General features: G+C 33.0%; 17 protein-coding genes and 1 riboswitch. Of the genes, 4 read left to right on the top strand and 13 right to left on the bottom strand.

What is annotated here, in order from left to right; genetic code table 11:
- The gene (locus DPN68_RS07860; RefSeq protein WP_113989100.1) at window positions 1-585 is read right to left on the bottom strand and encodes an outer membrane beta-barrel protein; all 585 of its coding nucleotides are present in this window, start codon (window positions 583-585) and stop codon (window positions 1-3) included.
- 332 nt (window positions 586-917) lie between these two features.
- Window positions 918-1,757, bottom strand: a complete 840-nt coding sequence (locus DPN68_RS07865) for a 1,4-dihydroxy-2-naphthoyl-CoA synthase (protein WP_113989101.1) — start codon at window positions 1,755-1,757, stop codon at window positions 918-920.
- Between the two features lie 106 nt (window positions 1,758-1,863).
- Here DPN68_RS07865 and DPN68_RS07870 point away from each other — a divergent pair, with 106 nt between their 5' ends.
- Both DPN68_RS07870 and DPN68_RS07875 read left to right on the top strand, forming a co-directional pair.
- Entirely contained in the window at window positions 1,864-2,310 is a 447-nt protein-coding gene (locus DPN68_RS07870; RefSeq protein ID WP_113989102.1) for a PH domain-containing protein, read from the top strand.
- Window positions 2,307-3,473 (top strand): serine hydrolase domain-containing protein, encoded by a 1,167-nt coding sequence (locus DPN68_RS07875; protein ID WP_113989103.1) that lies wholly within the window; start codon window positions 2,307-2,309, stop codon window positions 3,471-3,473. Before DPN68_RS07870 ends, DPN68_RS07875 begins: the two co-directional genes overlap by 4 nt.
- Before the next feature lie 2 nt (window positions 3,474-3,475).
- On the opposite strand, the gene DPN68_RS07880 is transcribed toward DPN68_RS07875, so the two are convergent.
- The 11 genes from DPN68_RS07880 to DPN68_RS07930 all read right to left on the bottom strand — a co-directional run bounded on the left by DPN68_RS07880 (window position 3,476) and on the right by DPN68_RS07930 (window position 10,028).
- The gene (locus DPN68_RS07880) at window positions 3,476-3,760 is read right to left on the bottom strand and encodes a hypothetical protein (protein WP_113989104.1); all 285 of its coding nucleotides are present in this window, start codon (window positions 3,758-3,760) and stop codon (window positions 3,476-3,478) included.
- 147 nt (window positions 3,761-3,907) lie between these two features.
- Window positions 3,908-4,426: a hypothetical protein gene (locus tag DPN68_RS07885; protein ID WP_113989105.1), complete on the bottom strand. Its 519-nt coding sequence runs from the start codon at window positions 4,424-4,426 to the stop codon at window positions 3,908-3,910.
- Between the two features lie 16 nt (window positions 4,427-4,442).
- Window positions 4,443-5,270, bottom strand: a complete 828-nt coding sequence (locus DPN68_RS07890) for a CvfB family protein (protein ID WP_113989106.1) — start codon at window positions 5,268-5,270, stop codon at window positions 4,443-4,445.
- Between the two features lie 33 nt (window positions 5,271-5,303).
- Window positions 5,304-6,017, bottom strand: a complete 714-nt coding sequence (locus DPN68_RS07895) for an aromatic aminobenezylarsenical efflux permease ArsG family transporter (RefSeq protein ID WP_113989107.1) — start codon at window positions 6,015-6,017, stop codon at window positions 5,304-5,306.
- The gene (locus tag DPN68_RS07900; protein ID WP_113989108.1) at window positions 6,018-6,428 is read right to left on the bottom strand and encodes a nitrophenyl compound nitroreductase subunit ArsF family protein; all 411 of its coding nucleotides are present in this window, start codon (window positions 6,426-6,428) and stop codon (window positions 6,018-6,020) included. It abuts the gene before it with no gap.
- A 23-nt stretch (window positions 6,429-6,451) separates the two neighbouring features.
- Window positions 6,452-6,739, bottom strand: coding sequence for a cupin domain-containing protein (locus DPN68_RS07905; protein WP_113989109.1), 288 nt, complete (start codon window positions 6,737-6,739; stop codon window positions 6,452-6,454).
- A 4-nt stretch (window positions 6,740-6,743) separates the two neighbouring features.
- On the bottom strand, window positions 6,744-7,721 hold the full coding sequence (locus DPN68_RS07910; RefSeq protein ID WP_113989110.1) for a permease: 978 nt from the start codon (window positions 7,719-7,721) through the stop codon (window positions 6,744-6,746).
- Between the two features lie 15 nt (window positions 7,722-7,736).
- Window positions 7,737-8,120 (bottom strand): rhodanese-like domain-containing protein, encoded by a 384-nt coding sequence (locus tag DPN68_RS07915; protein ID WP_113989111.1) that lies wholly within the window; start codon window positions 8,118-8,120, stop codon window positions 7,737-7,739.
- A 2-nt stretch (window positions 8,121-8,122) separates the two neighbouring features.
- Entirely contained in the window at window positions 8,123-8,362 is a 240-nt protein-coding gene (locus DPN68_RS07920) for a thioredoxin family protein (RefSeq protein WP_113989112.1), read from the bottom strand.
- A 63-nt stretch (window positions 8,363-8,425) separates the two neighbouring features.
- Window positions 8,426-8,728, bottom strand: a complete 303-nt coding sequence (locus DPN68_RS07925) for an ArsR/SmtB family transcription factor (protein ID WP_113989113.1) — start codon at window positions 8,726-8,728, stop codon at window positions 8,426-8,428.
- Window positions 8,729-8,777: 49 nt separating this feature from the next.
- Window positions 8,778-10,028 (bottom strand): voltage-gated chloride channel family protein, encoded by a 1,251-nt coding sequence (locus tag DPN68_RS07930; RefSeq protein ID WP_193477859.1) that lies wholly within the window; start codon window positions 10,026-10,028, stop codon window positions 8,778-8,780.
- A 30-nt stretch (window positions 10,029-10,058) separates the two neighbouring features.
- Window positions 10,059-10,126, bottom strand: a riboswitch (Fluoride riboswitch).
- A gap of 342 nt (window positions 10,127-10,468) precedes the next feature.
- Here DPN68_RS07930 and DPN68_RS07935 point away from each other — a divergent pair.
- Window positions 10,469-11,686, top strand: a complete 1,218-nt coding sequence (locus DPN68_RS07935; RefSeq protein WP_113989115.1) for a porin — start codon at window positions 10,469-10,471, stop codon at window positions 11,684-11,686.
- 82 nt (window positions 11,687-11,768) lie between these two features.
- Window positions 11,769-12,605: a 50S ribosomal protein L11 methyltransferase gene (prmA, locus tag DPN68_RS07940; protein WP_113989116.1), complete on the top strand. Its 837-nt coding sequence runs from the start codon at window positions 11,769-11,771 to the stop codon at window positions 12,603-12,605.
- Window positions 12,606-12,896: the final 291 nt, after the last annotated feature.

A 12,896-nucleotide genomic window follows, 5' to 3' on the forward strand; every position in this document is an offset into this window, starting at 1 on the left:
TTAAAATTTAATTCCTAATCCAAAAGTAATAAAATGTGTATTAGCTGAACCTTCAAAATCACTTGAATTTACTGGGAAATATTTGTAACTTCCTTCAAGAAAAAGCAAATCAGAAACATGGTATTTTAATCCTGGATTAATTGTCAATCCGTTAAAATTAAGCTTTTTCTCTCGTACGGTAATCGCAGGATCCATAGGATCAAAAACACCTGTTGCAAATTTTAAATCATTAGAAAAGAAAGCGTAACCAATTCCTAAAAAAGGTCGCACTTTTCCATTAAAAATATTCACTTCTATTGCTGCATTTGGGTTCCAAATCAGAATATCATTGGGTAAAAATAAATCTCTTGATTGCAAATAATCTACTGTTAATCCACCAGAAATTGCTACTTTTTCATTTTGATAAACAGCATAACTTCCTGAAATCCCTATGATTCCATTGAATCCATCGCTGATAATATTGTTGTTTCTAATGTTGCCAACATAATGCAGTCCAACTTGAAATTTTGTTGGTTCATTAACTTCTTCTTGGGCAAATAAAAGGCTTGTACAACCTAAAAATAGGGCTAAAAATTTGTTTTTCATAGTGTTTTGACACCCAAAGGCAATATTTAATTCAAATTCAAAAATCAATTACAAGTTCAAAAATCAAGGGCAATTGCTTTCGCTTCGCTCAAGGATTAGCCTACTTCGTAGGAGATTCCTAGCAAGCTCGGAATGACAAAATCAAGAGTAATTTCAAGTTCAAAAATCAAGTTCAAGAACAAAGACAAAAATCAAGTTCAAAAATCAAAAATCAAGTTCAAATTCAAAATTCAACAACAAACCAAGAACAATAAACTACAAACTTGAAATCTTAAAATCTATCTTCTTTCACCCATCACCCATCACCCATCACCCAACACCTAACACCTTTCTTAAGGCAAATACTTCTTCTCAAAATTCGGTTTACGTTTCTCCAAAAATGCGTCTCTTCCTTCTTTGGCTTCGTCTGTCATATAGGCTAAACGCGTGGCTTCACCTGCGAAAACTTGTTGGCCTACCATTCCGTCATCGGTTAAATTCATGGCAAATTTTAGCATTTTAATTGACGTTGGTGATTTCGCTAGAATTTCTTGAGCCCATTCGTAAGCTGTGTCTTCTAGTTCCGCATGTGGAATTACGGCATTTACCATTCCCATTTCAAAAGCTTCTTGAGCGGAATAATTTCTTCCTAAAAAGAAAATTTCTCTGGCTTTCTTTTGTCCCACCATTTTAGCTAAATACGCTGAACCGTAACCGCCATCGAAACTCGTTACATCAGCATCCGTTTGTTTGAAAATGGCGTGTTCTTTACTCGCCAAAGTTAAATCGCAAACCACATGAAGCGAATGTCCACCACCAACAGCCCACCCTGGAACCACGCAAATCACCGCTTTTGGCATAAAACGAATCATGCGTTGTACTTCTAAAATGTTTAATCTGTGGTAACCATCTTCACCTACGTAACCTTGATGTCCGCGGGCTTTTTGGTCACCACCACTACAAAAACTCCAAATACCGTCTTTTGAACTTGGTCCTTCAGCTGACAATAAAACAACGCCAATTGAAGTATCTTCTTGTGCGTCGTAAAAAGCTTGGATTAATTCTTTAGTAGTATTGGGTCTAAATGCATTTCTTACATCAGGTCGATTAAAAGCGATTCTTGCTACTCCATTGCATTTTTTATATGTAATATCTTCAAATTCTCTAACGGTTTCCCATTCGATTTTGCTCATTTCTTAAGTATTTAATAGATGATTGTAAATTATGTTAAATGTAAATTTCCGTAAAAATAATTCATTTTTTGCATTATATTGCAAGACGAATCTTAAAACTTGGTAAGTGAAATTTTATCCTTCTGCAAAACACAAGCTAACTATCTGGTTGTATTGGTTTTTGATGGTTTTTATGCTAGTTATACTTGTTTTTCCAATTTTGGAAGAAGGCTTTACTTTGCCTATTATTTTGATAAGTATTTTTCATTTGGTTTTCATTATTTTCTTTATCACCATTTTGTTTAACACCAATTATAGGATTCAAAACGAAGAGTTATTTTGCAAATCTTCTGTTTTTCGATCGAAAATTAAAATTAAAAATATCAGAAAAATCGAACATCACAAAGGAATTATTGTTCCAGTAACATGGAAATTGGGATTGAGTCACATTGGAATTATTATAACTTACAACAAATACGATGATATTTACATTTCGCCCGAAAATGTTGACCTTTTCATAAAAGATTTATTAGCTATTAACCCCACTATCGAAATTATTCAAGCCAAAAAATGATAAAATTTGTCCCCACTCTATTCCTAATCCTAATTGTTGTTTTTTCTTGTCAAACCAAAGAAGAACCTAAAGAAATTGCGCAATATATTAAACCTATTCCTGTAAATCCGTATGAAGTTGAATTTGAAAAATTGCCAAAAAAATATGTAGCAGAAAAAAAACAAATAGTTGCCCAATTTTACCAAGATGTGATTGCTGATGATGGATTTAGTGGTGGTTTTTTAGTTGCCCAAAACGGAGAAATTATCTACGAAAATTATAACGGTTACATTAATTACAAAACCAAAGAAGAAATGACAAATGAAACTCCCATTCATTTGGCCTCTATTAGTAAAGTGATTACAGCGGCTGTAATTTTACAATTGGTAGATGAAAAACTTTTGGATTTAGACCAAAAAGTAACATCGCTATTTCCTGAATTTCCGCATGAAGCCATTACGATTCGAATGCTATTGAATCATCGTAGTGGATTGCCGCACTATTCCTATTTTTCTGAAAATAAAAACATTTGGAACAGTAACAAAACATTAACCAATCAAATAATCCTGGATTTACTAAGTACCAAAGGAATTCCTTTAGAATATAAACCCAATACTCGATTCGCTTACTGTAATACCAATTACGCACTTTTGGCATTGGTAGTAGAAAAAATAACCCAGCTCGATTTCAAAACAGCAGTAAAAAAGCGTGTTTTTGAACCTTTGGAAATGAATAGCTCTTTTGTTTTAGACTTCGAGAATCAACAAGAATTAGCTAGTTTGACTTACAAAAGTACGTGGCAAAAAGTTCCTTTAGACCATTTAGATGCTATTTATGGTGACAAAAACATCTATTCAACACCAAGAGATTTATTGAAATTAGATTTGGCTTTATATTCCGATGCGTTTATTTCTAAAACTTCAAAAGAAGAAGCATTTAAAGGCTACAGTTACGAGAAAAAAGGAGTAAAAAATTATGGTTTAGGCATTCGTTTGAATGAATTTGACAACGGAACCACTGTACATTATCATAACGGTTGGTGGCACGGTAATACCACTTCCTATGTGTCATTGAAAAATGAAAAAGTTACGATTATTGCATTGTCCAATAAATACACCAAAAAAGTTTACCAAGCCAAGCGTTTAGCTTCACTTTTTGGTAATTATCCGTTTGAATTGGATTAATTTTATTCTGGGAAAAATTGAAATCCAAAAAAACGAATGATGTAAAACATATTTACGATTGTAAATACTAAAGCAATAATCAATCGTTTACTAATTTCATCACGATGTAAAGCCAATTCAGCTAAAATGAATAAAGGAAGAAATAAAGACAAAATCCAAACGGGAATCCAAATTACAGTAAATTCCATTTCGAATAAAGTAATTTTAACACCATTGGTAAACATGGCGATTACCAATAACAAAAAAGAAAGCAGACTTAGTGCTAAATAAATATTCTTTTTGTTCATGAATTATATCATTTTGGCGCTTTGCAAACAAGCGAATTTAAACTTCTAAACTATCTACCAACGATGAACTTGATACGAAACAAAAATCAATATTTAAACACTGAATCCATATTTTCTTTTGTCAAACTCATGTGATTTACTGAATTTCTATTTTCCATACATTTCATACAAAGTATTTAATTCAAGTCCTTCGTTGTCGTGTTCTTTCCAAAAGTCTGTAATTGTGTAAATTATTTCAGTCTTTCCCTCTTCAGGTCCAAATTGATAGTCAGTTAAAAAACAGACCTTTTTAATTGGCGAATTGTCAAGTGCAATTTTTAATAAATTGTCAATGTCTGTTTTGTAATTGTTCAAAAACTTGAACTTAAATTGTTGGTTTGCTCCACGATTTTCTGTCGGGTCGTTTTCGTCAAACTCTGGGAAGAAAATTTCTTTTGGTTCAAAGTCCCAATCAATAATTTGTCCAGCAAAAAAACCACCTTCTTTGTCGTCTTTAAAATCAGGATTACCAATGTGAACAATTACCCCATTTTGTTGTCGAAGCAACTCGTTAAAAAGTCCACGGTGACTTTCAAGTTTATTATCTTCAATTATTGCAACATCAAAATCTGCTTGGTTTAGTCCAAGTCCTATTGAGTTAAATGATGCTATTTCTATTGTCGGCATTGTTATCTTTTAAGGTTTAACATACCAAGTAAATTCCGTCGTCTTTGATTTCGATTTGTTTTTGTTTGTAGAGTGTTCCGATGGCTTTTTTGAAGGTTTTTTTACTCATCTTTAGAACCGTTTTGATATCTTCTGGGTGCGAATTGTCATTTAAACGTAAAAAACCTTTGTTGGCTTTTAACTCGTCTAAAATAACTTGTGCCGAAGGTTCAATGGCTTCCACTCCTAATTTTCTTAAGGAAACATCTAATTTGCCATCTGGTCGCACTTGTTTGATATACCCTTTCATGCGCAAACCTGGTTTAATGTCATCATAGACTTCATTAGCATAAGCTAAACCGCGGTGTTTTTCGTTGATAATTACATTAATTCCAGCATCAGAAATGTGCGAAATAATTAAGTTTACTTCTTCACCATTGGCATAATTGGCTTCTTCTTTGTCTAAAAATTGTTGGGTTTTACTTGAAGCAACTAAACGATTGGTTTTCTCATCCATGAAACAATAGACCAAATAACGTTTGCCTTCTTCCATTGGTCGGGCTTGCTCTCTAAACGGAACAAACAAATCCTTTTCCATTCCCCAATTTAAAAACGCACCAAATTCATTGATATAATTCACTTTTAAATGAGCAAATTCATTCAGTTTTACGTAAGGTTTTAAAGTCGTAGCAACGGGTCTTTCCTCATGATCTAAATATACAAAAACGGTTAAGCTATCTCCTATTTGAAATTCTTTGGGTACATATTTATTGGGTAATAACACATCGTTAGTGCCATCACCTAAAAATAATCCAACTTTTGTATCTCTTAAAATTTCTAATGTATTGTATTCGCCAATTTGCATATTCGGTGTGCTTTTAAAGTGCAAAAGTACAATTTAAAAGTTGATTATTTTTAAATAGATATTGATATAGTATAGTCCCGTTAGGAAAAAGGTAATTCCTGCAACTTTTCGCATTATTTTTTCAATTTGAGTTACCATTTTAAAATAATAGCTTAATTTTTCCATACTATAAGCAATAACTAAAGCAAAAAGTATTACGGGTAATCCTGTTCCAATGGAAAATACAACAGGTAAAACTAAACCTAAATCAGAAGCCAAAGTCATTGGAATTAACATAGCAAAAAACAAGGCGCCACTATATGGGCAAAAAGCCATGGCAAACAAAGCTCCCATTAAAAAAGAACCTAGTAAACCTTTGGTTTTAAATTGTTCTGAAAGTTGGTTGGTTAAATTACTTGTTTTTCCAAAATTCAACTTTATCACATCGAGCATTATTAATCCAATAACAATCATAATTGGGCCAATAAACTTCTCTCCATTTCCCTGAAAAAGTTTCGCTACTTGAAATTTACTTAATCCAAAATAAATTAATGCCCCAATTAACGTATACGAAAAAACCCTTCCAAAAGTATAGAGCAATCCACTTAAAACTACTTTTCGTTTGCTTGTAATATTCTTCGAAATAAATGCCGTTGCTGTAATATTTGTTGCTAACGGACAAGGACTAACCGCTGTCAGTAATCCTAATGCAAAAGCAGCCAAAATAGGAAAATCTTGATTTTGTGCTAATTGGTTTAAAAAATCCATTTATTGAATAAATTCGTTGACTTTTTGGTTCAGTTCCAATTTGAATTTTTCTTCGTCACCAGCATTCATGAAAGCAAAATCGGTTAAATCTAATTTAGCATTTGTTTTTGGATTATATAAATACAAAGCCGTTCCTGTAGCTTCAAATGCTGTTGCTATTTTCTCGTTTTTTGCATCATCAACATTCACTAATTTGAATTCCAATTCTGGATGACTTTTTAATGTTTCCAATGTCAATGCTTCAATTTTATTGCAAGTCATGCATCTGTTTTCCGAATGGAATTGGATTACGACAGGAGATTCAAAAAATGTGGCTTCATTGGTCGTTGAAAGTTCGTTAGATTTGGTTGTTTCTTTTTTACACGATTGCAAAACAAACAACAAAACGGATAATAATAGGAATTTTTTCATATTGAAATAGTTGCGATTAAAAATTATTTTAAAAGTAATAAATGACTTTCTGAAATTGCTTTTAGCCAATGTTTTACATTAGGTTCAATGGATGTGAAATCACCATTTTTTAGAAGAATAGATTTTCCTTGTTCGTCTTCATAAAGCGTTTCTCCTGAAATGCAAATTAGAAAAGCAGGAACAGTTGTAATATGCTCTTTCAAAATGGCCTGATTTGCTAATCGAATTGCAATTGCTTTTCCATCATTAGGTGTAAATAAGATTTTGGTTTCCAAATCTTTTTCATTGGTATGGATGTCTTTAAAATTCATAAGTTTATAATAATGCGTTAAATAAAAATCCTGATAAAATAATAAATAGTGTCACCACTGCAAAAAAGATAGCAATTAGCTTAAATGTCATGACCTTTTTTAAAAGTGTAGCCTCTGGAATAGACAAACCTACAGTTGCCATCATGAATGCAATTGCGGTACCTATTGGAACGCCTTTAGCTACAAAAACTTGAATCACAGGGACAATTCCAGCTGCATTGGCATACATTGGTACAGCTAAAATAACTGCCAATGGAACCGTCCACCAAGCACCACTACCTAAATAAGTTGCGAAAAACTGCTCGGGAACATAACCGTGCATGGCTGCTCCAATTCCAATTCCAATTACTACATAAAGTAATACGCCTCTAACAATTCCCCAAGCACTTCTGGTTATTTCTGGTAATCGCTGACGAAACGTGAGTTGCTCTTCTTCAAACGAATCATTTTGTGAACTGGATTGATTCAAAAGTTGTTTAACCCAATCTGTTAATAGATGTTCCAATTTCATTTTACCTAATAACCAACCTCCAAAAGTTCCTAACAAAATACCGCTAGTAACATAAATTACTGTTGCTTTTATGCCAAACATTCCTAAAAACATAGCTACTGCAACCTCATTAACCAAAGGAGAAGTTATTAAAAAGGAAAAAGTTACTCCCAACGGAATTCCGCCGCGAACAAAACCAATAAACAATGGAACCGATGAGCAAGAACAAAACGGCGTAATGGCACCAAAAAGTGATGCAAAAAAGTATTCTAAACCAAATAACTTATTCTGAGTCAAATAGTTTTTTAATTTTTCTATAGGCAAATAAGCATTAACAATTCCCATAATGAAAACAATCAAAAAGAGTAGCAATACAATTTTTAATGTATCATAGACAAAGAAATTCAACGCTTTTCCCAAATGACTTGATGCATCAATAGAAAAAATGGAATAAATTAACCAATCGGCAAAATTTTGTATCCAATCAAACATGTTTCGAATTTAAAATTAGCAACAACTTGAAGAAGAACAACAACCCAAATTATTTTCTGTTTTTTTGATTTCACCTTTTACAGGAAATCCTTTTTCAAGCCATCTTTGTATTCCAAATTTCATGTTTACAACATTTTCATAACCATGATTAATTAAAAAACCTGCCGCTCTCAAACTTCTTACACCACTCTTACAAACGATCACCACTTCTTTGTCTTTTGGAATTTCGTTAAAACGATTTTCAAATTCAGAAAGTGGAATACTAATGATATTTGGCACATCAAAAGCTACTTCTGCAACTTCATCTAATTCTCTCACATCAACCAATAAAGCGCCATTGGCAATATACGCTTGAGTGGTTGTTGGACAAATTTCTTTTACTAAATTTTGTGCTTCCATTGTTACTCTTTTAATAATTGCACAATTTCATCAATTTGAGCGATTCTCCCTTTAATTTTTGCGACTTCATCAACCATTAATACTGGAGTTGTCAAAATATTATAAGACATCATTTCCATAATATCTTCTACTTTTATTACTTCTGCCGCAACTCCACTTTGTTTCACTGCTTCCAATGCATTAGTGTAAGTAGTTTTACATTTCGGACATCCTGGACCTAACACTTTAATTACTTTACTCATGATTCTTATATTTTAATGTTATTATTCGTAATTCGTAGTTTAACGAATATTATAGTTATTTTTTTACTTTAATAAACTTCCCAATAAATACTTGGCTAAAGCCCAATTCTCGCGATTTATACAGTATTTAACTGTTGGCGGAGTAATCGTTCCTTGAATTAACCCTGCATCTTTCAATTCGTTCAAATGCTGAGAAAGTGTTGATTTCGCAATAGGCAACTCTTCCGCCATATCGCCATGATAACAACACGTTTGTGAATTTAGCAATTCTAAAATAGCAATTCGCACTGGATGACTAAATGCTTTAGCAAAACGTGCGGTGTCAATTTGAGTAGTGGTAAAATAGGCTTCCTTTGTTGTTTTCATTTCGTAAAATTACGAACAATAATTGGAATTACAAAAAACTGTTTTAAATTTAATTTGGTGCGCCCAACTTCTGATTGCTATAAATACTACTATTTCCCGAGACCAAATACGCAACAATACAAGCAATTGCAGTATAAACAGCACTTTCTACACCAAAAAGTTCAATAGCCATAAGAAAACAAGCAATAGGAGTTTTAGTTGCTCCTGCAAAAACAGCTACAAATCCCATTCCTGAAAGTAAACCAATGGGCAACGGAAGTGCAAAAGCTAGTGCATTTCCTAAGGTAGCGCCAATGAAGAACAACGGCGTAACTTCACCTCCTTTGAAACCAACGGATAAAGTCACCACGGTGAACAGTAATTTCAGTATAAAATCATACGGTGGAAGTTCTTGATGAAAAGCACTTTCAATTATTGGAATTCCTAAACCAATATATTTTGTAGTTCCAATGGCTAATACAACAGCAGCAATTAAAATTCCACCCAAAAAAGGTCGTAATGGTGGAAAACTGATTTTTTTTGCAACAATAACAGTCAAACGATGCATCGACTGCGTGAAAAGTCTAGCACAAAGCCCGAATGCAATTCCAGCTATAATGCTGTAAAACAAAGTAATTGTTGAAATTTCAGGAACAAAACTCACCACATAATGCGTATGCGGTGCGTTCCAAGCTCTGGTAACCCAATCTGCAAAAAATGCCGCTGCAAATGCAGGAAATATAGCATTATAGCGAAATTTTCTAACCAAAATGACTTCTAATCCAAAAACAGCTCCAGCTAATGGCGTTCCAAAAACAGAACCAAAACCAGCCGCGATTGCCGCAATAATTAAAATCCGTCTTTCTTCAGTAGACAATCGAAAAGGTTTTGAAAATTGGTCCGCAATAGCACCAGCCATTTGTAATGCTGTTCCTTCTCTACCTGCCGAACCTCCTAATAAATGCGTAACAATGGTTCCTAAATAAACAAAAGGCGCCATTCGAAATGGAATAATTGCTTTGGGTTCCTGAATTGTATCAAAAAGTAAATGATTTCCAGCTACTACATTTTTGCCGTAATAATGATAAAGCAATCCAATGAGTAAACCTCCAATGGGCAACAAAGCAATAATCCACAAATGATTTTCACGGTAATTCGTTACCCAATCTAATGAAATTAGAAATCCTGCGGAAGCAGTTCCAATGCAAGCTCCAATCACAACGGCAATAAAAAGCCATTGGATTACATAACTAAAAACCATCTTTTTAGATTGAAAAAACAATTGAATTTGGGAAATAAAAAACGGCCAATTAAACTTCATAAAAATACCTGATTACATGATTACATCATTTCACTATCAGGCGTCATCAGCTTCTCAATAAGCGGTTAAGTAGGAAGAACACCATTTCCTTGAAGAACAAAAGTAGAAAAAAAATCTTAAAATCCAATTGCTTAAACCCTATTTCTATTCTTTGATAAAAAACCAATGCGCAATTCTTAACAACCTTACAAATAACAATAAATTAATACTTTCAATATAAACTACCTAAAAGCAGTCAAAATTTAAAAAAAACTAAGTTTTCGTATCCTTTTACCAAACTAAATACGTTAAAAACAAACAATATTATCAAATAACTAAAAAATGATTTATGAATTGTTTATTTAATGTAAAGTATACTTCTTAATAACATTAGCTTAACATTAAACTAGTCCAATGTTAATACATTTGCCAAAATTTTTAAAAAACAACAACACAACAACATGAAATTTTTTAAATTACTAATTTTAGGTTTTCTACTAACTAATGTAGCTCAAGCACAAGAAATCCTTATGGATTCAACAGTTAAAGCCATTTCAACTCCCGAAACAAAATGGTATGACACTTTTCAAATTAGGGGTTATGTTCAGGCTCGTTACAATCGATTATTAGAAACCAATCCCGATTTAGGTTGTGAACAATGTGATCGTTCTTGGGGTGATGAAGGTGGCTTTTTCTTAAGACGAGTTCGAATTATTTTTTACGGACAAGTATATAAAAATGTGTATTTCTATATTCAACCGGATTTTGCAAGTTCAGCAAGTAGTACTGGACTAAATTTTGGTCAATTGCGTGATGCCTATTTTGATATTGGTTTTGATGAGAAAAATGAATACCGAATAAGAATTGGACAAAGTAAAGTTCCGTTTGGATTTGAAAACATGCAATCGAGTCAAAATCGTTTACCGCTTGACCGTAATGATGCTTTGAATAGTGCGGTTTCAAACGAGCGTGATATGGGTGCATTTTTCTATTGGGCGCCACAAAGAATCAGAAAATTATATTCATCTGTTGTAAAAAACAATTTCAAAGGTTCGGGAGATTACGGTGTTTTTGGAATTGGAGCTTACAACGGGCAAACGGCTAACCGACCAGAATTGAACAACAATTTACACGTTGTTGCCAGAATTGCTTATCCGTTTACAATAAAAAATCAAATAATTGAACCAGGAATTCAAGGGTATTCTGGTCGTTGGGTAATGCCTACTTCATCTGTTAGTTCTGGTGTAACCACTACTCACGATTTAAATTACACAGACCAAAGAGCTGCGGTTTCTTTCATTATGTATCCAAAACCATTTGGTATTCAAGCAGAGTATAACATTGGAAAAGGTCCAGAATTCAACAAAGAAACCAATACTATTGAAACCAAAAAATTAGAAGGTGGTTATGCCACATTAACCTACAGAATTGAACATAAAGACCAATTTATTTTTCCTTTCACACGTTACCAATATTATATGGGTGGAAAAAAACATGAAAGGGATGCAAGAAGTTATAAAGTAAATGAATTGGAGTTAGGCGTAGAATGGCAGTTTAGCAAAAACTTTGAATTAGTAGCCATGTATACTATCTCAAACAGAAGATATGAAGATTTCATATTAAGAGACAATCATCAAGAAGGAAATTTATTGCGTTTGCAAGCACAAATTAATTTCTAAAAAATACTGTTTTCATAAAAGAGTTCGGCTGGTTATACTAGTTCGAACTTTTTTTATTTATACCTTTGCCAAAAAATATAAGATGTCAAATATTTATATAGGTTACCATTTTACGATTTCACCATTAGAACTAGGCTCTGAAATTTTAATTGCAGAATTAGGCGAAACTGCTTTCGAAAGCTTTATTGAAACTGAAACAGGAATTTCGGCTTACATACAGAAAGATTTTTGGAACGAAAACATTTTGGAAGACATCCAAATTTTATCGAATGCTGAATTTCAAATTTCGTATACTTTTGAAGAAATAGAGCAAGTGAATTGGAATGAAGAATGGGAAAAAAACTTTGAAGCTATTGATGTTGATGGAAAATGTCATGTTAGAGCGCCATTTCACGAAAAAACCAATGCGGAATTCGATATTGTAATTGAGCCTAAAATGAGTTTTGGAACGGGACATCATGAAACGACTCACATGATGATTCAACACTTATTGGAAACGGATTTGACTGGTAAAAAAACTCTAGACATGGGTTGTGGTACTGCTATTTTAGCCATTTTAGCCGAAATGAAAGGTGCAAAACCAATCGACGCCATTGATATTGATAATTGGTGTTATTTGAATTCTATTGAAAATGCGGAACGTAATAACTGCGAACATATTTCGGTTTACGAAGGCGACGCCGCTTTGTTAGCTGGAAAGAAATACGATGTAATTATTGCCAATATCAATCGTAATATTTTGCTAAACGACATGCAACAATACGTAGATTGCTTAAACGAAAATGGCATTTTATTCCTTAGCGGTTTTTATACTGAAGATATTCCAGCAATCTCTGAAAGTTGCACCAGCAAAGGATTAACATACGAAAAGCAATTCGAACGAAATAATTGGGTGGCTTTGAAGTTTGTGAGAAAATAGATTTTGGATTTTCGGATTTTCAGATGTTGGATTTTCAGATATTTGTTTCAAGTTTCAGGTTTCAAGTTTCAGGTTTCAAGTTTCAAGTTTCAGGTTTCAAGTTTGTGGTTTGTTGTTGAATTTTGTCCCGAAGCTTCGGGATTGATTTTTTGGAACACAGATTGGAATAATTTTAGAAATAGTTAAAATCTTTTATGAACTTTTAAACGCAAACAAAATAGACTTTTAAAAACTTTTATGACTTTTATGTTTTAATATTTGAAATTGATTTTTGAAATTGACTTTTGAAAA

Origin of the sequence: Flavobacterium tibetense, from assembly GCF_003293845.1 — a bacterium.
GTDB classification, from domain to species: Bacteria; Bacteroidota; Bacteroidia; order Flavobacteriales; family Flavobacteriaceae; genus Flavobacterium; species Flavobacterium tibetense.

Bases quoted from the DNA above. Each gene is read 5' to 3' on its own strand.
- DPN68_RS07930 (WP_193477859.1), bottom strand. From the start codon at position 10,028: ATGAAGTTTAATTGGCCGTTTTTTATTTCCCAAATTCAATTGTTTTTT.
- DPN68_RS07920 (WP_113989112.1), bottom strand. From the start codon at position 8,362: ATGAGTAAAGTAATTAAAGTGTTAGGTCCAGGATGTCCGAAATGTAAA.
- DPN68_RS07910 (WP_113989110.1), bottom strand. From the start codon at position 7,721: ATGTTTGATTGGATACAAAATTTTGCCGATTGGTTAATTTATTCCATT.
- prmA (WP_113989116.1), top strand. From the start codon at position 11,769: ATGTCAAATATTTATATAGGTTACCATTTTACGATTTCACCATTAGAA.
- DPN68_RS07875 (WP_113989103.1), top strand. From the start codon at position 2,307: ATGATAAAATTTGTCCCCACTCTATTCCTAATCCTAATTGTTGTTTTT.
- DPN68_RS07895 (WP_113989107.1), bottom strand. From the start codon at position 6,017: ATGGATTTTTTAAACCAATTAGCACAAAATCAAGATTTTCCTATTTTG.
- DPN68_RS07865 (WP_113989101.1), bottom strand. From the start codon at position 1,757: ATGAGCAAAATCGAATGGGAAACCGTTAGAGAATTTGAAGATATTACA.
- DPN68_RS07915 (WP_113989111.1), bottom strand. From the start codon at position 8,120: ATGGAAGCACAAAATTTAGTAAAAGAAATTTGTCCAACAACCACTCAA.
- DPN68_RS07925 (WP_113989113.1), bottom strand. From the start codon at position 8,728: ATGAAAACAACAAAGGAAGCCTATTTTACCACTACTCAAATTGACACC.
- DPN68_RS07935 (WP_113989115.1), top strand. From the start codon at position 10,469: ATGAAATTTTTTAAATTACTAATTTTAGGTTTTCTACTAACTAATGTA.
- DPN68_RS07890 (WP_113989106.1), bottom strand. From the start codon at position 5,270: ATGCAAATTGGCGAATACAATACATTAGAAATTTTAAGAGATACAAAA.
- DPN68_RS07900 (WP_113989108.1), bottom strand. From the start codon at position 6,428: ATGAAAAAATTCCTATTATTATCCGTTTTGTTGTTTGTTTTGCAATCG.
- DPN68_RS07905 (WP_113989109.1), bottom strand. From the start codon at position 6,739: ATGAATTTTAAAGACATCCATACCAATGAAAAAGATTTGGAAACCAAA.
- DPN68_RS07860 (WP_113989100.1), bottom strand. From the start codon at position 585: ATGAAAAACAAATTTTTAGCCCTATTTTTAGGTTGTACAAGCCTTTTA.
- DPN68_RS07885 (WP_113989105.1), bottom strand. From the start codon at position 4,426: ATGCCGACAATAGAAATAGCATCATTTAACTCAATAGGACTTGGACTA.
- DPN68_RS07880 (WP_113989104.1), bottom strand. From the start codon at position 3,760: ATGAACAAAAAGAATATTTATTTAGCACTAAGTCTGCTTTCTTTTTTG.